Annotated in this window: 21 protein-coding genes; 5 read left to right on the forward strand and 16 right to left on the reverse strand. The window is 42.6% G+C overall.

All coding sequences use genetic code 11. The annotated features are described in order from the left end of the window. A partial coding sequence (locus A3739_RS23645) for a phosphotransferase (RefSeq protein WP_156502796.1) occupies positions 1 to 491 on the forward strand: 491 nt, incomplete at its 5' end. 112 nt (positions 492 to 603) lie between these two features. Here the strand turns inward: A3739_RS23645 and A3739_RS23650 are convergent. The 5 genes from A3739_RS23650 to A3739_RS23670 form a co-directional block, all read right to left on the reverse strand. Beyond that, positions 604 to 1,338 (reverse strand): Tim44-like domain-containing protein, encoded by a 735-nt coding sequence (locus tag A3739_RS23650; protein ID WP_068481093.1) that lies wholly within the window; start codon positions 1,336 to 1,338, stop codon positions 604 to 606. Positions 1,339 to 1,477: 139 nt separating this feature from the next. Beyond that, positions 1,478 to 2,422 carry an NAD(+)/NADH kinase gene (locus tag A3739_RS23655; protein ID WP_156502797.1) on the reverse strand — a complete coding sequence of 315 codons (945 nt, stop codon included), beginning with the start codon at positions 2,420 to 2,422 and terminating at the stop codon, positions 1,478 to 1,480. Continuing rightward, positions 2,419 to 3,555, reverse strand: coding sequence for an SPFH domain-containing protein (locus A3739_RS23660; RefSeq protein WP_231876497.1), 1,137 nt, complete (start codon positions 3,553 to 3,555; stop codon positions 2,419 to 2,421). Before A3739_RS23660 ends, A3739_RS23655 begins: the two co-directional genes overlap by 4 nt. 140 nt (positions 3,556 to 3,695) lie before the next feature. Beyond that, complete coding sequence (locus A3739_RS23665; protein ID WP_068481096.1) at positions 3,696 to 5,114, reverse strand: nicotinate phosphoribosyltransferase; 1,419 nt, start codon at positions 5,112 to 5,114, stop codon at positions 3,696 to 3,698. Between the two features lie 77 nt (positions 5,115 to 5,191). After that, positions 5,192 to 6,235: a bifunctional nicotinamide-nucleotide adenylyltransferase/Nudix hydroxylase gene (locus tag A3739_RS23670; protein WP_068481099.1), complete on the reverse strand. Its 1,044-nt coding sequence runs from the start codon at positions 6,233 to 6,235 to the stop codon at positions 5,192 to 5,194. Between the two features lie 273 nt (positions 6,236 to 6,508). On the opposite strand from A3739_RS23670, the gene A3739_RS23675 reads away from it, so the two are divergent. From A3739_RS23675 to A3739_RS23685, 3 genes are all read left to right on the forward strand, one after another. Then, the gene (locus tag A3739_RS23675; protein ID WP_068481102.1) at positions 6,509 to 7,249 is read left to right on the forward strand and encodes an NUDIX domain-containing protein; all 741 of its coding nucleotides are present in this window, start codon (positions 6,509 to 6,511) and stop codon (positions 7,247 to 7,249) included. Positions 7,250 to 7,280: 31 nt separating this feature from the next. After that, entirely contained in the window at positions 7,281 to 7,712 is a 432-nt protein-coding gene (locus tag A3739_RS23680) for a methylglyoxal synthase (RefSeq protein ID WP_068503062.1), read from the forward strand. 65 nt (positions 7,713 to 7,777) lie between these two features. Beyond that, positions 7,778 to 8,698 carry an ADP-ribosylglycohydrolase family protein gene (locus A3739_RS23685; protein ID WP_068479459.1) on the forward strand — a complete coding sequence of 307 codons (921 nt, stop codon included), beginning with the start codon at positions 7,778 to 7,780 and terminating at the stop codon, positions 8,696 to 8,698. 356 nt (positions 8,699 to 9,054) lie between these two features. Here A3739_RS23685 and A3739_RS23690 read toward each other — a convergent pair whose 3' ends face one another. After that, positions 9,055 to 10,503 (reverse strand): 2OG-Fe(II) oxygenase, encoded by a 1,449-nt coding sequence (locus tag A3739_RS23690; RefSeq protein ID WP_068479456.1) that lies wholly within the window; start codon positions 10,501 to 10,503, stop codon positions 9,055 to 9,057. Then, positions 10,500 to 11,135, reverse strand: coding sequence for a hypothetical protein (locus A3739_RS23695; RefSeq protein ID WP_068479454.1), 636 nt, complete (start codon positions 11,133 to 11,135; stop codon positions 10,500 to 10,502). The genes A3739_RS23690 and A3739_RS23695 overlap by 4 nt, the downstream gene beginning before the upstream one ends. Positions 11,136 to 11,259: 124 nt before the next feature. Here A3739_RS23695 and A3739_RS23700 point away from each other — a divergent pair, with 124 nt between their 5' ends. After that, the gene (locus A3739_RS23700; protein WP_068481105.1) at positions 11,260 to 11,856 is read left to right on the forward strand and encodes a TetR/AcrR family transcriptional regulator; all 597 of its coding nucleotides are present in this window, start codon (positions 11,260 to 11,262) and stop codon (positions 11,854 to 11,856) included. 15 nt (positions 11,857 to 11,871) lie between these two features. On the opposite strand, the gene A3739_RS23705 is transcribed toward A3739_RS23700, so the two are convergent. From A3739_RS23705 to A3739_RS23745, 9 genes are all read right to left on the reverse strand, one after another. Then, positions 11,872 to 12,570, reverse strand: coding sequence for a hypothetical protein (locus tag A3739_RS23705; RefSeq protein WP_068481108.1), 699 nt, complete (start codon positions 12,568 to 12,570; stop codon positions 11,872 to 11,874). 104 nt (positions 12,571 to 12,674) lie between these two features. Beyond that, complete coding sequence (locus tag A3739_RS23710) at positions 12,675 to 13,178, reverse strand: TIGR00645 family protein (RefSeq protein WP_068474249.1); 504 nt, start codon at positions 13,176 to 13,178, stop codon at positions 12,675 to 12,677. A gap of 374 nt (positions 13,179 to 13,552) precedes the next feature. Continuing rightward, a complete protein-coding gene (locus A3739_RS23715) occupies positions 13,553 to 13,849 on the reverse strand; it encodes a hypothetical protein (protein ID WP_068474252.1) in 297 nt (98 codons plus the stop codon). Positions 13,850 to 13,866: 17 nt separating this feature from the next. Further along, positions 13,867 to 14,106: a hypothetical protein gene (locus A3739_RS23720; protein WP_068475591.1), complete on the reverse strand. Its 240-nt coding sequence runs from the start codon at positions 14,104 to 14,106 to the stop codon at positions 13,867 to 13,869. Between the two features lie 22 nt (positions 14,107 to 14,128). After that, entirely contained in the window at positions 14,129 to 14,668 is a 540-nt protein-coding gene (locus A3739_RS23725; RefSeq protein ID WP_068475589.1) for a hypothetical protein, read from the reverse strand. Positions 14,669 to 14,708: 40 nt separating this feature from the next. Next, a complete protein-coding gene (locus A3739_RS23730; protein ID WP_068475587.1) occupies positions 14,709 to 15,548 on the reverse strand; it encodes a zinc-dependent peptidase in 840 nt (279 codons plus the stop codon). Further along, complete coding sequence (locus A3739_RS23735; RefSeq protein ID WP_068475585.1) at positions 15,541 to 16,140, reverse strand: rhomboid family intramembrane serine protease; 600 nt, start codon at positions 16,138 to 16,140, stop codon at positions 15,541 to 15,543. The genes A3739_RS23730 and A3739_RS23735 overlap by 8 nt, the downstream gene beginning before the upstream one ends. Before the next feature lie 9 nt (positions 16,141 to 16,149). Beyond that, positions 16,150 to 21,600 carry a DNA repair ATPase gene (locus tag A3739_RS23740; RefSeq protein WP_068503053.1) on the reverse strand — a complete coding sequence of 1,817 codons (5,451 nt, stop codon included), beginning with the start codon at positions 21,598 to 21,600 and terminating at the stop codon, positions 16,150 to 16,152. A gap of 90 nt (positions 21,601 to 21,690) precedes the next feature. After that, a complete protein-coding gene (locus tag A3739_RS23745; RefSeq protein ID WP_068475580.1) occupies positions 21,691 to 23,637 on the reverse strand; it encodes a hypothetical protein in 1,947 nt (648 codons plus the stop codon). Between the last annotated feature and the right edge of the window lie 9 nt (positions 23,638 to 23,646).

Genomic DNA, 23,646 nt, shown 5'->3' on the forward strand with positions numbered 1-23,646 from the left:
TTGCCTTCGTGCATGGCGACCTCAATGGTGCAAACGTCATTATCGACGAGCGCGACAACGTTTGGCTGATCGATTTCTTTCATACCCATCGCGGACATGTACTAAAAGATTTCGCCAAACTTGAGAACGACCTTCTCTACATCTACACACCAATTGAGTCTGATGCAGATCTTCAACTAGCTTATGAGTTTAGTGATTTTTTACTTAGGTTTGATGACCCTTTTGATTATCTGCCAAAGTTGTCAGAACAATTTCTTGGGACACAATTTGAACGCACTTATGAATCTGTTTGCCACATAAGAAAGTTAGCTAGCCAACAAATTGAAAAGAATGATCCGTCGAGAAAGATTCAATGGCTAATACCGCAGCTAAGGTATGCTGTGCATACTATTGGGTTTGATGAGCCAAACGAACTTCAACGTATCTGGTCTGCTTACCTAGCCTCAAATTTAATATTATTACTTAAATCAATGTGCTCCCTTAATTCTTGAAATGGACTGACTAACGATAATAAAAAATCGGCTGCCTATAGAACCAAAAGTACTTGCATCAAGCAGTTTCAATAGAGGCAAGCCTATTAGCTAACTTGCCTCTATTTGCGTTTTAAGGCATTGGAGTTGGAACAGTTGATTCAATTGGTGGCATATCTTTAACCGCTTTAACGAAACTCATTAAAGTAGCAACTTCCTCAATAGCAGACACCTTCCATATACCGTCTTCTAATGTGAACATCCAGATTGTCTCTACATCTTTGTATTTCTTACTGCCTTCAACGACTTCCCCTGTTTTTAAATGCTCAAGATAGTCGTTCATATTTGCAGTCATTGAGACGACTAACTTAGATCCTTCATGATTATCTGAATGATTTTTGTGTTGAAAAAGAATCGGCGTGATCGTTTTTAGTTTCTTAACATCACAAATGTTTTTGACGCCTTGGCTTTTCCAATTCTCCAAATACACTTGCTGCTGATTTTGCAAATACCAATCCGTCATCCACTTCGAAGCATCTGACAAATCTTCGTTTGCCCAACCTTTGTGGACTCGCAAAAAGGAATCCTTGAATCGTTGCTGCAAAGATAGCCAATCAAAAACATCGCTATATCTAGTCATATAGGCTAAGTCTTTACGCGCACGCTTCTCTGCTAACTTCTTTTTAATTGTATTGAGGATTATCAAAGGTAGAAACGCGATAAATAATACAACGAGTAAGACTTTACCCCAGAACGACTCGTATATTGTTGAGGCTATTTTACCGCCCGGACCAGCCAATGCGGGATCGGCCATCACACATAGAGACACCGCAATAATACCGGCCATAAATACAGATACATTTTTCATTCATACTTCCTTTTAAGTTTCTACCAGCCTAGCTAGCCGTAAAGCGCTAAAAATACAGACTTAACCTTATCAAAACAGCGATTAATAACTGATTACTCAGCACTTTTAATGAGGGAAGAGTCACACAAATATTTCATAACTAACACGCTAAGTTTCCAATCATGGCGGCAACTCCAATATTAAGAAAAGCCCCACTATTAAACTCCAAATAATCATCCACCATTCCGTCGCTAAAGATCACTCCGTTCCCCGACATAAGCGATGAAACTGTCATCGACGATTCTGTTTCTACGGAACCATAAACCAACTCAGTACCTGTTGTTTGACTCGGAAAAGGCTCTCTAACAGCAAACTTAAGTTGATTCGTATCCCAAGCAAAAGAAGCATCGATTTCTCTGCTCCCACCAATGACACCAGAGGCTCCAGCGACAACACTTTTTAACCAACCCGTACTGCCTAATCCCGTTGAGATGATAATTCCACTGGAAGACTGAACTTCGCGCTTTCCGTCTACCTGAATCTCATATCGAGCAGAGGTTTGGTAGCGAGGTCCGATAAATAGATCGTTTACGGCCAACAACTCTTGCCCGTCGTTTAGCGTGGCCTTTGCCATTGTGATTTGCTTTGACTGGTAATTGCTTTTAACAACGTCACCGAATATCAAAGGCGCGTCTTTTACTTGGAACGGTAGCAGCAGACCATCAAACCTTGCTGGATCCGGGTTCACTCCTATTACTGGCTGACCAACTAGATACTTAAGCGTATTGGCTACGAGACCATCTTGACCAACGACCACAACGATATCGTTAGGACCAAAAATAAAGTTCGGTAAAAACTCGCGATCCAAGCGTTGAACTCGGGCAGCGCTAAAAAGCGCCGCCTCTACTTGTTTAACTGCTTGCGTATAAGTTTGATATTCAAGCTTATAGTCTTCGAAGTCAGCTCCCCTGCTCTCAATCACAAACTTGGCCTGCGCTTCCGTATTGTACTGAGCTATTAGTTCTTCGAATCGGGTTCTTCGAGTGACAACAATGGCTTTGGCATCTTGTTGCTCTCTCCTATCTGTTTTTGGCAAAACGCTCATTGCTGTAGCCTCCCAGAAATAGACTGAAGGAGATCAGGCGCGATATTCAACTGGCCTATCTTATCTGCACCGCCAGCTAACTCTCTGAACGCTTGTGCGAGTAGCTGCTGCGGATCTAGATTACCCATTGTCATGGCTTCGAGCACTTTCGCATCCACTTTTGACAAAGCTTCCATGGTGGCGGCGATATCATAAGCTTTTGCGTCCGCTTGCTTGCGACTGTTCTCGGTTGCCAGTTCTACGAGTTCTTGTCTCTGTTCCTCTTGTTCAACTTCCGCAACTAGTTGCTCTTTCTTCATCTGGCGTCGTTGTTCTTGAAGAGAACGTTCTGCCTTAAGTTTTTCTTCCTTGATTTCGCGCTGTTTGGCTTCCACTGCCAGCTCAGTGCTTAGCTCGTTTTCTTTAACAACTCGCTCTTGTTCAATCGAGGCATTTCTACGTTTGTAGATTGCATCGTCTGCTTGTTCAAGGAGCTGTTCTCGAACAGTTGCTTCTAAAGCTCTAGCAGTTTCTGGAGCAGGTTTGATTGCAACGATAGAAAAATCGATCACTTCGAGCCCCAGTGTATTGATCACCTCTGAACTGGATAACTCACTCTTGATAAGTCGAACCAAGTCTTGGGAAGCAGCTAAAGACTCTCGCAATTCCATTTGTTCTATCGCCGCACTCATTTTCACTTGGATCAAATTAAGAATTCGATTGCGCAATTTATCAGGATCGTCAGATTGATAAGAAAGGTCTTTAGACGTCGCTTCGCTTTTTAAAGTGAAGTTCATTAGCGAAGACAGTTTTTCGGGTTCCGCAATGCGGTAAACCAATTGACCTTGCACGGTGACTTCTTGATAGTCCTTTGTTGTTTCTTTGAATATGAACGGAAGATCACTCGTTCCAGTTGGAATCGCCACCAGAGAAGTACTGGGTGCGTAATACCATAGTGCTAGGCCTGTACCTTTACGCTTAACCTGGCCTTTTTTGAACTGCATAAGATAGGTTGTCGGTGCAACCTTAATGTATTTGATATTTAACATGACAAACTCCTTGCCTGTTTCGGAAGCCGTCTTAACCTCACCTAGCGCATCTTCGCTTCGTTGCATCCTCGCTCGCACTTCGCCTATCCATGAGATATGTGTCATCACTCATTGTCGGGCGCCTTGCGGAATCTGCATTAGGTGAACTTAATCCAAGCTACCTTAAGTTGTGTTTGAAAGGCCGGTCTATCCAGGCCTTTCGTTTAGTGCTTTCTGTTAACACGTTTTGGTTATCGATGAGGCTGTTAAGCCGCGCTTGAAATAGTCTCCTTAACTTGATTTTCTTCAGCTGCATTAGCACGTACTTCTTCAAAGCTATAGTCCTTAAGCAACTTTCCATTTCGATAGACAGGCTGAAGCAAGTTTTCCTTATCACCCAACTCCTGGGCTCGGATGGTTTGCACTTGCCCCTTGTCATCTTTGATCACGGCTAATCGCCCTTTCTTCGATCGCTTTCCTGAATCGGTAATTGGATCCTTGAACACATCTCTCCATAGACCATCTACTTTTGCCGCTGAAGCTTTCATTGCAAATTTCATCGTGTCACGATTTACTTTTTGCAATAACTCACCACCCATTCCAAAGGCGATGTTTTCAGCACTTTGCTTTCTAAGTTTCATTGCATCCAAAATCGCTTCGATGGTTTGCAATGAAACACCATCACCTTGAATCACTCGAATGTATGAAGGTAAAACGCGATACCCTTTATCATTCACTTCGTAACCAAAGTTATTCATTAACCTTTCAATCGTTTCTGTGACGATATTGATTGGATCACCACTGTCTGGCCTTACAATCAAAGTGCCACCAGTGCGTTGCACTTTATCCTTCAACTCTTCACCCCAGATGTTATCGATAGCATTCCACAAATCATAGGAATCACTAACAACGGCCACTAACTTGTCTGGGCCACTGAACTGATCAAGCATATTGGCGTAAGCCTCTTTTTCGTTATCCTTACCCCAGCTCGTAATCGTGCTGTGTTCTGCGGCTGGAATCGAGAAGCCTGCAATTTCAGCCCCGTAATATTTTCTTGCTGCCAAAATACCACTGATAGTATCCGTACCCATGAAGTTGACTAAGTTTGCCGCACCACCTATAGCTGCGGCTTCTTCAGTCGTTGCTCCGCGAGCGCCAAAATCGTGTAATTTAAAATCCAACCCTTCGACACTATCGGCAGTTTCTTCCATAAAGCGCTTAATTACTTGTCTGCAATTCCAAGAAACAGTTGCCACCGTTGTTGGATACCAGACAGCTCGCAACAATGCCGTTTCAACATAGCTGGTTAACCATGCGCAGTTTGGATCGGTATTGATTACTTGAACCATGGCGTTTTTAACTGGCGCCACATAACCTTCTGGCAACGCTTCAATTTCAACAGGAAGATAACCATCGTATTTATTGACGATATAGCGCCAGCCTGCTTCATTGAACGGTAAGCCGTGTGCTTCGATGATGACTTTCGCTTCATCGATATCTTCATTTGTAATGGGGTTAGCTAAATATTCTTTGATGAACATTTGCAAACCAAAGAAGACTGCCTGTTTGAATTGCCCGCCCCTCGCTTCGATGTAACTAGACACCTCTGTCGTATTGGGTGGGTACTGTAAGTAGTGAGACGCTTTATAAGAGTCTACATTTAAGATGATATTTCTATTAGTCATGATGGAAATCCTCCAATCAGTTTTTCTCTTTTAAAAACAGGGCTGGGTCTATCCCGGCCCTGGGGTATGCTTAGTTTTTACATTCCAATCATTTCCTGGATGATGAAATAGTGATCTTCAAAAATCTGGGTTGGATCCAATTCCGCCAGTGGCATCCACTTCGCGTGTTTTGCATCGTCCCCGCCTTTTACTTTGGGTAACTCCTTGTTCGGAGCTAATTCAAAGTAGAAAGCATGTGTAATCGTTCTTCCTCGTGCCGAGCGGTAAGGGTCATCAAATACTTCTTGGGATTTGATTGAGCCTTTAAGTACCGGTGCAGGCACTTTCAAACGCGTTTCTTCTCTTAGCTCCCTTAAGCAAGCATCTACCAATTTCTCTCCGTGATCCACGAAGCCTCCAGGTAATGCTAGTAGCCCTTTCCCTGGCCTTGCTTTCCGTTCCACCATCAAGACATGTCCGCTTTGTATCACCACTGCATCAACTGTTACGAAGGTCGGTGGATACGGTGCAGCACTCCATGCTTGCTGATACTTAGCGACAAACTCCTGTTCACTTTTTACTTCACTGAATTCAGGTGTCGCGTAGAACTTCTTCAATTCTTCTTGCACGTTCACTGGCAAGAATTGTTTTAAATTACCTTGGCTATCTTTCGAACCAAAAACCAATTCTCTAACCGGTGTTGCGCTAATTCCTTGGTAGTTCTCTACTTCAACTGCCCCCCATTGCGGGAACAAATTTAAGTAGTATGAACTCTGGTCTTTACTGTGCCCGATCAACCCAACTTTTGGTTGCTTGTGCGGTACACCGTGGTGTGCCGTTACATAACCATTTACAGTTGCTTGTACGTTTCGAACCCAAGATTCATCGTTGTAAACAATATCCATCAATGGAGCGACGTGCATTCGATCGCTCTCTTCTTGAGACACTGAACCGCGAATCATGGCTTCGCGTTCTGCTATCGTCCAAGGGTTACGTGTTGATCTAGGTTGGTGTGCTGAGCCCGCTAAAATGATTAGCTGTCTCGCCTTTTCCAAACCTTCTCGGACCACTTGTAAATGTCCATTATGGAAAGGCTGGAAACGCCCAATAAAAACTAAAAAGTCGAATTCTTTGTTACTCATATCAGCAAACCCCTTGCTGTTGGTGACAGGAAATTGGTCTATCCAATTTCGTGCTAATGCTAACTGGTGAATCCCACCTGATTTGTTAGCCTGAATACATAGTGGCTTACTGCCACTTATATGTCAACACCCTATTTTGACTTAATTTAAAAACTCTCAGTTTGACATAGTGTTTTTGCGCCACTATCTTAGTGGCTTATTAACACTTATGTGTATGTTGTTCTTTATCACGGAATAAATGAAAGCCAGTAGACAACTGGAGATGAGTTAGAAATGACAAAACAAATATCCGAAAAAGAGTTCCTGAAGAACTACAACATTCATGACTTTGACATACCACTCACATCAGTGGATATGGCGATTTTCACTATTAAAGACGAATCGTTACACGTGCTTTTGGTCAAAAGAGCTCAATATCCTTCGCTTGGGCAATGGGCTCTCCCAGGCGGATTTATCGACGTAAATAAAGACAAAACATTGGATGACACTGCAAGGCGAAAACTAGTAGAGAAAACAGGCGTTGATACGCCGTACTTAGAACAAGTCGCTAGCTTTGGTGGAGCAAAAAGGGATCCTCGCGGATGGTCGGTTACTGTGGCCTATTTTGCTCTAATCAGTTCAGAAGAAGTTACGCTCGAAGCAAATGAAAGCTCTGAAGAAGTTACATGGGTTCCGGTCAATAAGGTAAACAAAGCGTTCGAGCTGGCGTTTGATCATCAAGAGATTTTGGATCGGTGCTATGAACGACTGCAGGGTAAAGTCCAATATACCGCCTTGCCCGTTAACTTATTGCCGGACGCTTTTACGCTAACCGATTTGCAAAGTACTTTTGAGCTAATTCTGGAAAAGGATGTGGAAAAGAAATCATTCAGACGTCGAATACTCGATGCTGATATTTTGGAAGAAACCGGGGAAATGAGAACCGGTAGCAATCGTCCCGCTAAACTCTATCGAGTTAAAGAAGGATCAAAGAACCATTATTTTAACCGAAATATTGAAGGCCAGCGGGTATAAGCAATTCGTTGAGAAACAAGGGAGAAAAATTATGGCAGGAATCAAAACTATCGCCGTCGTAGCACACGACAACAAAAAATCTGAACTAATCGAGTGGGCAGAACGACATATAACTAGTTTGAAGGGTTGCCACTTTGTGGCTACAGGAACAACTGGCAAGCTCTTCGAAGAGAAGTTAGGGGCGGAAGTTACAAGGCTACATAGCGGTCCTCTAGGCGGCGACCAACAAATTGGTGCAAAAATCTCTGAAGGAAAAATAGATATGCTTATCTTCTTCTGGGATCCACTTGAACCAATGCCTCATGACCCTGATATCAAGGCGCTTTTACGTATCGCATCTCTCTGGAATATCCCGATTGCATGTAATGAGAGTACCGCTGATTTTCTGGTTGCATCACCATTAATGACAAATTTCGAAAGAGATAAACCTGACTTTTCAGATTACCAAAACCGAAAGCTCTAACAGGTAATAACTTTAGTGCCGCATAAAAGATGACTGCTTCAAAGGAATACGGAATTTAGATATTTATGTTAAGCCTACTAGACCGTTATGAAGGGTGCCTTCTTGGACTCGCCGTTGGTGATGCAATTGGAACAACACTCGAATTTATGCCAAAGGGAAGCTTTACGCCTATTGATGACATGATCGGCGGAGGACCCTTTGGTCTTAGAGCGGGCCAATGGACAGATGACACCTCTATGGCACTTTGCCTTGCGGAATCTCTTATTCAACGGAATGGATTTGACCCTATTGACCAAATGAATCGCTATTGTAATTGGTGGCAGTGGGGTTATCTGAGCAGTACTGGCGAATGTTTCGATATCGGTTCCACTGTTGTTGAGGCACTCAATAAATACTTGGAGAATAAAAAGCCCTTCGCTGGTTCAATAGAACCTGATTGCGCAGGCAATGGTTCCCTAATGCGTCTAGCACCTGTTCCAATGACTTACTATGGGAATATCGATAATGTGATTAAGTATGCTGGAGAAAGTTCAAGGACGACTCATGGAACAGCAGAGTGCATCGATGCGTGCAAATACTTTGCAGATCTGCTATGTCTTACGCTAGATGGAGTTGATAAAGGCGATTTATTGAATAGCTCTTCATATAAACCTTATACACAAAAGATTAACTTAATCTCAGATGGAAGATTCCTGAACAAATCAGAACAAGAAATATCAGGAAGTGGCTATGTCGTTCATTCTCTAGAAGCGGCTCTGTGGTCATTTTTCACAACAGATTCTTATGAGTCCGCAATACTAAAATCTGCAAATTTGGGCGATGATGCCGATACCACTGCCGCAATTTGTGGACAGATTTCTGGAGCATATTACGGAGCGAGTAACATTAAGAAATCTTGGCTAGATAAGTTGCATATGCATGACGAAATTAAGGCCACAGCAAACCAACTTCTAGAACTAAGAGACAAACTGAATCAACCTTCCTAAATGTCAGACGCCCCCGATACTGGTAAATAAATCCATATGGCGTTCAGCCAATGGGTTTATGCGCAGCTCGCCTACGAGCGGAGTCGGCAGAGAGCGAATTCCACAATTCGCTAATGAAAGCTTTGTCCAAACAAAGATTTCATGGCTCTGTTTTGATCGACTCTCTCGATCAAAATTGACGTTCGTCCAGAACAACAACTAAGCATTTACTTGCCGCTCCAACGACAATCAGAAACTGAATTCCCCTGCGCTTTGTTTGACATTCAAAGCGCTCTACGTTGAGGGGCTGCTGTCGAGGAGGGGGAATCAATTAATGCGGATAATATTGCTAATCGAAAGCCTAACTGAAGTGTACGCTAACCCAATTGATGTATTTCTATTCGACCAGCATAGGAAGCAGAAGCAAGAAGATTATCTTCTAGCCAGCACAGCGAAGTTGCAAAATTTTCATGCCTAAACAGTTCATTCCATTTATCCAGAAAGCCAACTATATGAACAACTCTCCCATCTTCTCCACAGGAATATAAACCATACTCATCAAGCACAATGTCTCTTACGATCCCCATGTGAATATTCCAGGTTCTCACGAGTTTTAGAGTATTTTTACAAAGTTGATGAATATTTCCTTCCTCCGACCCAGCAAACAAAAACTTGTCGTTAGAAGCTAAGCAACGAATCGATTCTGATAAACTTATTTTCTTGATGCATGCGCTAGAAGAAATCATCCCCCACTTCTGGACCTCCCCCACGGATGTGCAAACAATAAACTCCTTATTGCTTATGCATTCAATATCCCAAACCCAACCATCCGCAATTTTATAAGTTTCCTGTATTTCAGCTTTGGCATCCCATCGCCTTACAATACCGTCCGCGCCACTAGTTAGAATGTCATTACCAATAATCTCAACACTCAATGCCGATCCATGGAAGGTATCTTTCCTTGCTTGGAGCTCGTAACCAGAATTTTCCTCTATCCAAAGGTTTAGATACCCATCTCGAGAAACGGTAAGTAGATCATTATTATTAACGACCATATCAAAAATAGAATTTTCATGACTCACTAAAACCTGGTCAAGCGACAACGAGTCATTCCATATTTTTATAGATCTGTCTCTAGAAGCAGAAGCAAGCTTTCCGCCTGGAAGCTTCGCCAAACTCCATATATATCCATCATGATGCGTTTGATTTAATCTCTTACGATTACTTACCTGGTAGACAAAGTCACTTCTCAGAATATATTTACTGTTTTGAAAAACCGGCTTCCCGCTGTGCCAGATTCTGTGATCAAAAACGAGAATATCTCCAGCACTTCCCCAATAACTTGTTAGCATTTTCTTACCGGAGCCGTCTTCAAAAAAAGCAGTCTCCCCTCCAACGTATTCATCGCAATCATTTAGATACAGCAAGAACGTTAATACTGACTCTTCTCCAGCCTTTGGATAGAAAACACCGTCTTGATGAATGGAAAAGCTTTGTCCTCCAGAGTACTTACAGAATCTTAGCCTTTCGTTAAGGCGGCACAATCTATAATTCGTTTGATCAATCTTTAGTTCACTTGGTATTTTTGTCCGAACCTTTTCAAATAGATCGCTTGCTAAACTTGGATCATCAATCTGTACACGTTCGTTATTTCTATAGCTCTTTGGGTACTTATCGTTTGCTGAAACAAATCCTTCTTCTAACGCTTTATCGAGCAATTCTGCGCATTCAGATTTCGAGAACAATCCTTTTATGACAAAACAGGTTTCTGATCTTTCTGGAAGTAGATCAATGATCCCTGAGTTAAATTCGGAACAAACATTCATAACAACCCCCCGTTTCTTAATATTTCCATTTCGTATGAGATATTTGACCTAGCGTTGGCTTCCAGCTCTTCCCAGAAACAGTCAGATTTGTAGATTCTTTTTTTATTCAAAAATTTTCTTAGCAGCTCAATCCTTCCTTTTCGATATAGCCAGTTGGGTATATTGAATTCTTGTCTGCATTGGTTAGCGTAAGCACTGTATTCTTTTCTTGGAGCGCCTAATATCGACAAATCCAGATCTACGAAAAGCTTCACGTCACCCGAATAGTCTTGATCATGAGATTTCGTCGCGAGAATTAGGCGAGCAGCTCGATCCGCTGCTGACTTGTCTAATCCTAACTCCAACATAGCCATACAACACTTCTCTGCACTTAACATTTCAGTAGCTAAGAGCTTGTCTTGAATAACATCGTGAAACCAAATTGCGAAGTAGAAAGAGTCCCAATCTTCTACCTTACTTTTGATTTTTTCAGCAAGCTCTAACATATGATGAATATGCCCTAGGCCGTGATATTTCCTAGGCTCTGACGTATATTCTTGGACGAGATAGTCAAACCATTCGCCCATCTTATTCGGATGAGAACCCATCTCCTCCAGATTAAATATCCACTGAATCCTAAGCTCATCAATCATAATTCCCTCTTCAATTAATTTGGTTGATTAACCAATTTAAAAAATACATTACATAAACAATTCGCCAAAATCAAAGTAATTTGGTTAAATGACCAAATAAATATTTTGATCAAAGAATCTCACAATGGGTCGTCCGTCAAATACGCAACAAAGAAAACAAGAAATAGTCGACGCTTTACTGCGCGTAATGGCAGTACATGGGTACGAAAAAGCCTCAATCCAAGTTATTGCAAAAGAGGCAGGCTTGGCACCTGGTTTGATTCACTATCACTTCAAAACAAAGCAAGATATTTTGCTTGCTTTGATTAATTGGATCGCTACTTCAGCAAGCGATAGACTAGAGAAGCTAAATTCAATGGATAAGGATCCCTGGCACAAGCTCGAAGCTTTCATTAACGCCCGTTTGGCAACTGGTGACACACAAATGCCAGAAGTAGTTTCCGCTTGGGTCGTTATCGCGGGAGAATCACTAAAACAGCCTGAGATTAAGGAAATCTACCAAGACCTGATTGGACAGCAATTAACCTTACTTAGACAATTATTAGCAGATGTATGGGACGGTAAATCCTCAAAGAATAAAGAGGTTATTCATTTAAGCGCTACCGTGATGGCAGCAATGGAAGGGGCATTCCAGCTTTCTGCGACAGCCCATGATGTGATGCCAAAGAACTACGCAGCTGAATCTATCTTGGAGCTAATTAAGAATAGAGTTGGGCTATAGAATAACATAATCTTTTTAAGATCTTTCGCCCTTTCCAAACTTATCGCCATATTCAAAATATAACCAAGCAGATAGTGATACGATTCCTACAGAATAGCCGTACCCAGCGAAACTATTGAGTAGGATATTGAACAGCCAGTTATCATTTACATAGCCATAAGTTGATAAAGCTGTCGCTATCGTGATTACTGAAGAAATCACCATAGGTCTCCCACCCAATTTCTCAGATCGGGTACACCCGAAGGCCGCGATAAATAATGCGACTACATTAGTAACCAGAAATATTCTTATATCAGTGATAAGTTTCGAAAAAGTACCGTCTAAATAACTTTTTAAACTTTGCTTCCAAGAGAAGACCTTCTCGAACAATGCCGCCTTGAGAGGATTATTTGTCTTAAACTCTAATGGCAAAGCGCTAACGTTAGCATCTTGTTGAGTTATCGAACCAACATACAAGTGTGGATCTCGTTTAAACTCTGAGATTTCTTTCTCGATAACTTCGATCTGGTATTCTTCCAAGTAATTCTTCGCGGCTTTTGAATTTAGCACTTCTTCCGCAAATCCCACTTTTGGTAATGTACCTGCGATAACTTTATCAGTAACAAGATCCCTAGAGCGCTCTTGGATTTCTTCGACAACAAAAAGGCTAACGACGAAAGATAAAAGAAAAAACAGGCCAAAGAATACTTGGAGTGACAGCAATACTTTTTTCACGACTAGTCCTTGTTAATTGTTTACTGGTAAGACCTAAGATCTGTAGACAACGCATAGCTGCATAATGGCAACGAGTATTTGACGAGGAATAAAACTACCCGCGCCTAATGACTTCCACTAGAAAATTTGTCCATCAGGGCTAAGAGAAGCCCGGAGAAGACAAAGGTAAGTAGGATGAGAACTTTCCACATTAGTTGCTGCTCTGTGTAAGCTCCTATATTAATAAAGGCTTTAAGCAACTCTATGGAAGAAATCGCAACAATAGAACTGATCAGTTTCAGTTTCAACGCCGAAAAGCCTACCTTCCCCATCCATCCAGGCTTATCCGCATCATGTTGTACTTCTATTTTGGAAACAAAACTTTCATAGCCACTAAAGATTATAATAAATAGCAAGTTGGCAATTAATGCTACATCGATCAAAGTTAATATACCAATGATCATTTCACCTTCACTCAGAGTTAAAGAGTGAGAAAAAAGATGCAGTAATTCAGCAAAGAATTTAAATATCAGAAGAAAAACTGCGACTACCAAGCCAACGTAAAAAGGGGTTAACAACCAGCGACTAGCAAACAAAGCTTTTTCAAAGCGCGTTTCAAATTGGTTCATATTGATTCTCTTAAATTTTTTTGTGATATCCACTTATCATGATGTAAAACTAATACTAGTGATCGATTGGATAAAATTAAGTCTGTAATAATCCTGAAGTCACCTGACTTAGTAGGCCTTAAGGTAGCTAGACATTGAGGCCCTAGACTTAACGAGAAGCACAATCTCAACTATTTCAATTAATGCACAGAGCAACTTTTTCGGGGACTTTCATTGATAAAAAATAGGCTGATCAAAGAGTTTTAAATACCTCTAAAAGCCTTCCAAAGCGGATGATATTTTTTATAGTTTGGTTAGTTCTTTTCAGGTTGATGATAAAAAAGGCTAAAACAATAGTTTGTCTATCCTTAACGATTCAGGCGCACCACCAGCACCTAAAAATCCAAATCAACGCCATCACCTTTTCCTCCTGCAAGCCTCCCTAAAAAGCGCATAATCCAAACGAACAACTCTATAGGAAACTCAATTAAAACTTCAATCATGTCGACTACTCGCCCGCCGTCTTGCCTCTGGCCTTTTCTCTTACTAGGCCAAATTACATAAGCGGCAATGAACGAAACCAAAGTGGCTGCTAACACAACACCATCGAAGCCATCCCAAAATAGCGTATAAACACCAGCGATTGCAGCAAGGAATACTATACCAGCAGACCACTCTCTCAACTCGATCATGTTTAGCCCCAATACGATTAACTAAGATACTCAGTCTTAATCTCTTCGACTTTCGACAGCATCTCAACATCTAATTCTGCTTCGTTCAAACGGCCAATGATGTTTGAAAGGACACGTTTCTCGTTGTCATCAACCACCCCATCCTTCAAAGCAATTGCTAGAATTTGGTTGATCTCATTCACATCTAATTTTCCGTCATCTGCAAAGCAGTTAATCGAGTGGAAAGTCATTTCTAAATAATCTCTGTTTTCACTCATGCTCTTTCTCCTTCAGTGAGTTTTAATCCAAGTTTGTGATTAGATATTGCTTAATTTGTTCTCTCTCAGGATGCTGATCTAGCCATTGCTTAAAGGTATCCAGTTGAGCGAAATCATTCGCTCCCAGGAGATTCGCGTAACGCTTTTTATGTAGCTTTTCTTGTCTTTCAATGCGGATGTTTCTCTGCCAAGCATCGGTAAATATCTTAGGTAGTTTGTCTGCCATATCTAGCGTCTTGAGAAGCTGCCATTCACCTTTATCCAGCCACGCTTCATCACACCCGTTGCACATATCAAGTCGATTTACGGATTCTGTTCCTATCTGGAATTTGGTCATAAATTTCGAACACTTCGGGCATACTTGAGCTACGTTGTTGTCCTCAGCCTCTGCAACCTCAACAGTGCTTACGACTTCGCAAGTTTGTGACTGCTGATCAGCCCAAAATCGATAGTTCATTAGTGAAATTAAAGCGCCATCACATTTTGTACAGGCGCCTACAATCAAACCCGGTTCAAGCTCTCTGGGTTCAAGTTCGTATCCTTTGCATTGTGGGCATTTCATATTTATTCCCTTTATTTTTTTGCTCGCTGCTTAGCTAAGACTAATTCTCGGGCATACAGCAATGTTTATAGCGCTTCCCACTACCACATGGGCAAGGTGACTTTTTCTTTGGTTTAATATCGTCAGCAATACGCATTACATCCTGCTGATAGAAATTCGACAACGCCGCAAATAACTTAGGATGTTTATCCTTCATCATCTTCGGTCTTTCAAAAAAGTATTCTGAAGCAACCGCTAAGAATTCAGCTTTATTTGTCGCGCCGTAATCTCTTATATTGCTCTCATTGTTTTCGATCCCTGATATTTTTTGTTCCACTAACTCAAACCACGGTATTGAAAAGGCAAATTTCTTGAGCCGTTCAGGGAAGCCATCGCAGTCCCCATCGGCCATATCAACCAGATGAACAAATTCGTGAATACCCACATTCTGTTTATCTTTTGTATTTTCGAAACCCAAATGCAATGCTGGCTTACTCAGGGCAAGTTTTCCCGCCATTGGTCCCGTACCCACCATTCCTGTAATAAGTGAGTCTGGCTGACCGCATTCAAATTTTTCATTGAAAGACGCCGGCAATAAGAAAACTTTTTGGACATTAAAGTAATGCCAATCTGGAAAGCCCCATACTGGAATTACCGCACTTGCCGCCACTAGCAGCCGATCTTCATCCGTGACTTCAAACTGACCCGCCTCGAAAGTCGTCGTTTCGAGAAACAGCCTGACGCGCTCTTCAAATAAGCCTTTGTCTTCAATACATAGCGTTCGGTAAAACACTACTTTGTCATTCAAGTAAGCTGACCATTCTGGTTGCCATTGAATAGCATCCACTTGAACATTCTGACTTGTGAGAGTCTTGAGCTTTTCCAACAGCCAATTAACCATCTGATAACCCTCTATTTTTCTCCTGTTCATTTCTGTTGCTCCGTTTCAAAAAAAGCGAATGAAGAAATGCGAACAGCGCGCCTGATATCGCGCCAAATAGATGCGCCTCAAACGAAATTTTCGGGTCATTTGGCAACAAACCATAAATCATTCCGCCGTAGAGAAACACAACGACAAATCCACAAAGAATATTTATAAGCCTTCTATCAAACCAAGCAATGGCAATCGAGAAACTCCATAGCCCGAATATCCAGCCACTAGCACCAATATGTATAACCCCTCTTGCAAAACACCAAATCAATACCCCGGTTAGCACAATGACAAAAATGCTACATGCAACATAAAGGGAAGTTGACCTAAATAGGCATAGAGCACTGAATATAGCTAGGCCAAACAGGTTATTGATGAGATGACCCAAATCGCCATGAATAAATGGTGAGGTAAAAATATGGAACCAATGCGCCACAGATCGAGGAATAATTCCATACTGATTCAGCTGACCATCAAGCACTACATTGATCACATGAACAAGGATCATAATCAGCACCAGACCAACTATGATCTTGCCCCCTGTCCAAAGGCTTCGCAGCATATGACCGGACTAGCCTTCTAAATCTGTCGAATCTGAGTCGATTACAGTAGGATTAATCCCGGAGGCTCTTTCTAGATTCCTCAACTGCTTAGACACATCTCGGAGCTTATAATGCGTTCGAAGATCAATATCTAATTTCTTATCCATGCTCTTAACAACCGGCGTCAAACTGTGTTCGATCGTATCGGCCAAAGCCGATAAGATACGATCAATCCCTGGAACCGGCTGGTTAACCACTTCAACATTAGGCTGATTGCCCTCAAGTGCCGAAATTAGCTTATTCATCTCCTCAGAGAACTGATCAGAAGATACGTTATCTACTGGTTCGACCTGCATCGCTTGAGACTCTATCTCTCGCTGCAAGGCAAGCTCAGCCAATTCCCTTTCGGTTGCCGTTTCAGCCACATTCTTAAGGTCCTTGATCCCAGAGACAAGGTCTACCAACTGGGCAACAACTTTACCGCCAACATCACCGTCGTCACCTCCCATCGCTTTGTTTCGCAAGAAGTCGCGCTTGATTTCTTCCCAGCGCGACGACTGCTCTTCGGTCATGTTGCCTCGAAGCTCTGCAAGCTTAAGCAAATTATCTTCAGCCCCTGAGGTTAATAACTGCGCCTCACCAAGGTAGTGATCCTGAATCATTTGCATCAGCTCATCTTCATTCATCACCGCAGAGAGTTTCTCAGCCATCTTGTTCATATTCCGATAACTACCTTGAAGCTTAAAACTAGGCTCCGTTCGATACTTATCGTTTTGTGCTGCAGAGGCGATGTATTGTTTGTTAATTTTGAGTACTACATCTTGAATTACGAACATCTTCTTCAAGATCTCTGTGATCTCATTAATCTCAGCACCACTGTATTGATGACTCAAATCTGTGGCGGCGACATCCTTGCCTTTTGCCATATCGATCAACTTGTAGATGTCATCCATTTCTCTCACCGCAAGAGGTGCGAGCACATTATTGGAGGTCATTGAGTTCTCGATATAACTCAGCGCAAACTGCTCGTCCATACCACCCAAAATATCACCCAAGTTGTAGATATCAGCACGGTTAGCAAGCATGTCCGGTACTTTGAACGCTTCCCCTGATTCGGTATAAGGGTTACCGGCCATCACTACACAGAACTTGCGGCCACGCATGTCATAGGTTTTTGTTCTGCCTTTCCAAACGCCTTCGATACGACGCGTTCCATCACAGAGTGAAATGAACTTCTGCAAGAACTCAGGATGGGTATGCTGAATATCATCCAGATACAGCATCACGTTATTACCCATTTCCAAGGCCAAGTTAAGCTTTTCCAACTCTTGCCTAGCGGTGGCGTTAGGCGCTTGCTGAGGATCCAATGACATAACGTCATGCCCCAGTGAAGGACAGTTGATCTTCATAAAGATCAGACCCAATCGATTCGCCACATATTCCATCAAGGTTGTTTTACCGTAACCGGGAGGCGAGATCATCATGAGAAGCCCCATGAGATCAGTACGTTTGTTTTCGCCCACCGTTCCCATTTGCTTAGCGAGGTTATCCCCGATCAAAGGCAAATAGGATTCGTTAATTAAACGGTTTCGAACAAACGAACTCAGCGGACGCGCTTTAAACTCTTCAAGACGCAATGCATCGCGCTCTTCTGAGATGACTTGCTGGCGAACCTTTAAGTAGTGATGATAGCTTGGTACAACCACATTGAGATGGTGAGACAGTCTCTGTAGAAAAGCATCTAAGCCAAACTGGATAGTCTGATTGGAAATTAAACGATGATCTCCCAATAAGCCTTCAATTTTAAGCTCTAGATCCACACTGCTTGTTCTGCGATTTACTTTATCGCCAACATTTAGCAGCACGATTGCTTCGGGAATATAACGTTGAAGTCGATTAGTTACGGATGCGTTATCAGAATTTCTATTTGAAGAACCTCTAGAGGCCTCATCGGCGCCTGTTTTGTCTTCTAATAGAGCATGTAACCATGCTTCCGTTAGTTTCCACTGCTCGCTTGGCAAGCCATCTAGCTTATCGAGCGATATCGCGTATTGATCCCAAGTTTTATCATCCAAAGTACGCTTTAGCTCATCCACTAAATCAATTGCGTATTGACTGCCAACAAACTCTACTTGATCGCGAGCGAGCTCTTCTACCAAATAGGATGCAGCATGTTCAATCATCAATGAATCGGTATCGATTGGATGTCTTTGAACAAACAAACCGATATAAGATCGAACCTCTTCTGATAGAAGCACCAAAGCTTTACTGCTAGAAAATACAGACCGCATATGGACTGCAGACCGAGCTCGCTCGGGCCAGGTCAGCAATGCTTCTTTAAAGGAAGTTTCATAAGTATCTGCTCTAGCATTCACTTTGTCCTTCTGTGGATGAGCTTTTAGATTCGTTAACAATGCCTGAGCATGTGCCCAGAACGTCTGTGCAAGCGCACGTGCACTAGGATCAAATTTCAATAAATCTGCCTGCGCCAACGCTGGAAGAATATCTAGTAGAATAAGGGTTGCATCGTGGTCATGAACCCCCTTTTCGTAACCTTCTTTATAACGAGGGGCAGCAAACTCACGAACTATTTTTTCCAACTCACCTTCGGCATGTACTGACGAATGCAATTTCTCAAGGCTGAAACTATCAGTCTCTTTCTCCGCCGCATCAAGCACTTGGAACGCCAAGTATTCTGCTCGATAAACCTGCGGCGTCTCAGACTCCAAAGACATCTCCCAGTAATCTCTCAACTCTAAAAGAGCTTCACTGGTGATTGATTCAAAATAGTCCGTGCCCGTTAGATGAATATTCAATTCACCATCACGAGGAATAATCGTTAGATCTAATTCTTGCGTATTAACTGAGAATTTATGACGAGGACCAAGCTTAATAACATTGCCACCCTCCTCATAAATGTCTGTCTTATCTCGCAAGGAACGCAGTGCTTGCTCTTTAATCGCCTTAAATCGCGACTCAATATCATCAGCTTTAACCGCACTATCTAAGCCTCGAAGATCTTCAACAAGCTCTCTTACCTTCAATACAAGCGCATCAGACGCGAAGTACGTGTTTAATTCATCCGTTTCTGTAAACTTCAAGGAGCGTTTCTCAATGCTCGATAGAATTCGTCCGGCTGCATCACAGATAGTCTGAGCTTTGCGCTGACGCTCATCGAGAAGCCGCTGTTTGTGACTTTCAAAGGATTCGTAAATTTCTTCACGCTTATCCATGATGTCAGTTAGGAACTGATCGAAGTTGCTAAACTGGCTTTCCAACTCCTCTAACTGAACCAATAAGCGAGACAATTGTTCATCACATTTTTCAGGTATCGTCGCTAACCCTAAAGCGTTGGTGATACTCTGCGAGAACAACTTAAACTGAGCCCCAAATTGGGCAATAGCTTCCTCTGAGCCAAGGTTTTTACGCTTTAAGTTTGCGGAAGCTTTGCTTTGATTTAGTTTGGAATAAACATGCGAGATTGCATCAATAATACGGGTACGAACCGTCGCATCATCAACCTTCAAAGATCCCATCAACTCAGACAGTAAATCCAAGCCTGAAGCGGTGTTTTCAATCGTTTCAACCAGAGGCTCCAACAAAGCATTTGTATTCGCTTTTTCGACCTCGGTATTTAACTGATCAATCTTCTCAATATAAGGATCAAGCGCTTGTTCATCTGACAGGAACTCAACAGTCTGATCACTTAATGTTGCTTCGACTTCCTGAAGCGCTTCGTCCATTTCGTTGATGCGATCGACATTGATGTATCGCAGATCTTTGATTGTAATTAGGTGTCCACGCTGTCTGCGTAACTTACCTAAAGCATCTACATACTGTTCCGCCGTTTCCCAATTGTCGGGTCTTACTTCGATTAACAAATCTTCTTGCGCTGCTTCAGCCTCAGCCATTGTTTTAGCTGACTGCTGGCGAATGCTTTCAACCTTTTCGAATTCATCAATCACAAGCTCTGATGTATCCAAAATTTCTTTGATGATAGTCGCTAAAGACTCTGTCTCGGGCTCTGAAATCCAATAGTGGTCGTCAAATACTTTCTTCGCAGCCTTACTTAGCTCCTCATAAAGACGAGAAGAAACAGATTGGTTGTCTATCATTCTGCACACGCTGTACAGATCAGACACGCCACGAACGAGCTCTGCATTCCCTATTCGACCATAAAACGTCTGACTTGGAGACGCTTTACTCGCAAATTCGGCGCTCTCGTAAGGAGTCTTCCAAACCTGCATTGGATGCACGCGGGTCGGCTCAGCCTCAGCTGAGAAAATCACCAAACGCCCGTCTTCGGCCAACGCATAGCCATGCCCATATACAGGGTTCTGAAGTTGTTTTTCGATCATGTTGTAGGCGAATAGGCCTACCATCCCCTCTTCCGGCTGATAAAAGACGTAAAGCACATCTTCACCATTTGGAGAACGGTACATTCGCTTAAACTGGAGGCCTTCAACTTCATCATCAAAAGTTTTGAATTCACCCGTTTGAAGGTAATAGCCACCGGGGAAAATTATGCCGTGATCTTCGGGCAATTGGACACAAGATTCGCCAATCGCATCCACTCGTAATACGTCTTGGGTCATCGTATTAAAAATCAGGTATCGCCAATTCTCTTCGCGATAAGGCCTGATTTTGAGAAGAATTAAGCTGCCAACCTGAGCGTAGTCTATTTGCCCATCATCAAGAGATTGAGTTTTGTCTTCTACGGGCTCACGGTAAATGCCTAATCCGTCTTCAGTGTTGTTCTCAACCTTAATGGTTAGATCGCCACCGACGGTCTCAACGAAAACTGTATCTAGAATGTTGATGTGTGGATGCCGACCATTGACGCTGTCTTCACGAGAGGTAGTAATCCACTCAAAATCATAAGGTGAAGGCAATTGGATATCACGCTCACCACGATTATCAATATACTTGATCTCTTTTCCGTCTGGGGAAACGCTCCAGCGGAATACACGAATATCTTCAAGCCGTTCGCCAATTTGAAATCCGGCAAGTAGCTTGCCGTCTTTGACTCTTAATTGAACGAGTTTTGTGTGCTTGTAGTAGCGATATAGCTCATCAAAATCATTTACAAAGCTACTTTCAGATAGGAAAGAACCGTCATAGCTAGCGGCTTCTAGTTCGATACCAGAGTCTGTTTGAACTGTATTGAACAGAGCAAAAACATCTTCTATTTTCGTCTCTTTTTTTAAGCCAATAAAGACGTTGTAACCAAACAGGAGTTGGCCACCTACCTGGACAATATCCCGAGCAATGCAGTTATTCTCGGTACGAACACGAACCCGCGCCGTGACACTCATATCTGAGCTGCCAAATTCTTCTAAACGCGCTTCGTTTAAGCCCTTAGCCCCCTGATAAAGTCGATCACCTTGATCTACCAGACGCTTCCGAATGATCTCGTAAGCACCACCTTCGGCTACGGCATTATCTACAATGCTCTCATCGTTCTCGACGTTCTGAACCATGTCATCATCCTTTTAAAGAAATCTAAAGGAGCTAGGCCTGAGCCCAGCCCCTCGTTATTAACCGGTTAGTTCAAACCTGGCGAATAAACATTAGGCTTCTTCATTCTCGACGACAGTCGGTTTCTTTCCTTCGATCAGACGGTTAACCAAAGATGAGATCGTATCACTCTTATCTGCGAGGCCATCAACGGCTTTACCAATTGATAGGGATTTCGCAAAATTGTTAAAGAAGTGATCTTCTCCACCCACGATATCGATCTTCGCTTTCTGTAGAGCAACAGCTAAGACTTCTGCATTTTCACGAGCGATGTCTTTACCAGCATCAATTGCCGCCAACGCTTCTTTCAGAGCTGTCTCTAGGCTCATACGGAATTCTTCATGCTCTCGTGCGTCTTCGCTCATTGTGTTCATTGCTTCGAACTTATCTACTAAGCCATCTGCTTCAGCCTTGAATTGCTCTCGGGTCACTTCAGCACCTGCCAAGCCAAGTTCCCGCGCAGCTTTCGCTTCAGCATCACCTTGTGCAGCAGTAACGTCTGCTTCTGCTTTACCTGTACCCAACAATGCATCAGCTTCAGCATCACCTTTAGCACGTATAACAGTCGCCTCTGCCACACCCTCTTTCTCAAGAGCTACTGCTTTTGCTTCCTGAACCTTAGCGTCCGCCAATCCAGGGGCTGCGCGCTCTGCCTGCGTACCTTCTGCTAGCTTTTTCTTCGCGTCGGCTTCTTTAGCTGCAGCCTCAAGCTCAGCTTGAGCAATAGTCGTAATCTCAACAGATTTATGTTTTGCAGATAACTCTTCTGCTTCTGCAGCCTTAACTTGTTTAACCTTGTCCTCTTCAGCTTTAGCTTCTGCTGCTAACACTTGAGTTTGCTTAGCGCGGTCCGCTTCAGATACTTCGCGAACTTCCTTGATCCTTTCTTCTTCGATCGCAACAGTTTTATCAACTGCTACACGCTCACGAATAACATTTGCGATTTCTTTCTTCTCAATTTCAACAGCTTTCTCAGCCTCAATCTTCTGAAGTTCAACTTCACGTTCACGAGATACAATCTCAAGATCACGCGCTCGTGTCACCTTCTCTTCTTCAATCGCTACAGCACGTTGACGATTTTGTTCTGCAACCTCAATTTCTCTCTGTTGATTCTCTTTCTGGACCTGAAGGTCTTGCTCAACCTGAATAGTCGTCGCTTCTGCTTTTTTTCGTTCTTCCTCCTGAACCTTCTTCGTCTCTGCTTGTTCGCGAGCACTAATGGTTGCAATTTCGCGCTTCTGTTTTTCTTCGGCATCCGCTTGCTGACGCTCTAGCTCAAGCATTGCTTCAACGGTCTCAACATTTTTCTTTTTTATCGCCAAAGCTTCATCTTGCTCAAGAATATTCGTTCGAACGTTCTGCTCTGCAGTTAGCGCTGTAATCTTTTTAATCCCTTCTGCATCAAGAATGTTGTTTGGGTCAAGGGACGCTTTAGGCGTTTGCTCTAAGTAATCAATCGCCACATCTTCGAGAACGTAGCCGTTCAAATCATCACCGATGACTTCAACGATTTTGTCTCTGAATTCTTGTCGGTTCTCAAACAGCTTAACGAAGTCAATTTGCTTACCTACAGTCTTAAGTGCCTCTGAAAATTTCGCATTGAACAGTTGATTGACTGCTTCTTTATCAGACGCACGATCTGCACCAATTGACTTAGCTACTTTCAACACATCATCAGCTGTTTCATTTACTCGCAGGTAGAAAGCTACGGTGATATCCGCACGCATATTATCGGCACAGATCAATCCATCTTTACCTCTTCGATCAACTTCTAAAGTGATCAAGGAGATTCGCATCAATTCTTTCTTATAAATAATGGGATAAACCAAAGCACCAGTGAAGTGAACTTTTGGTTTTGACGACATATCGTTAACAATCAGAGCTGTTCCTTGCTCTACCTTTATGTAAAAGGCTTTAAACAGCGCAGCAAAGCCCATTAGAAAGACAAAAAATATTCCTACACCAAATACCAAAGGCATCAACACAGACAGATCGGCCATAGTGGTTAC

Source organism: Oleiphilus sp. HI0067, from assembly GCF_001635735.1.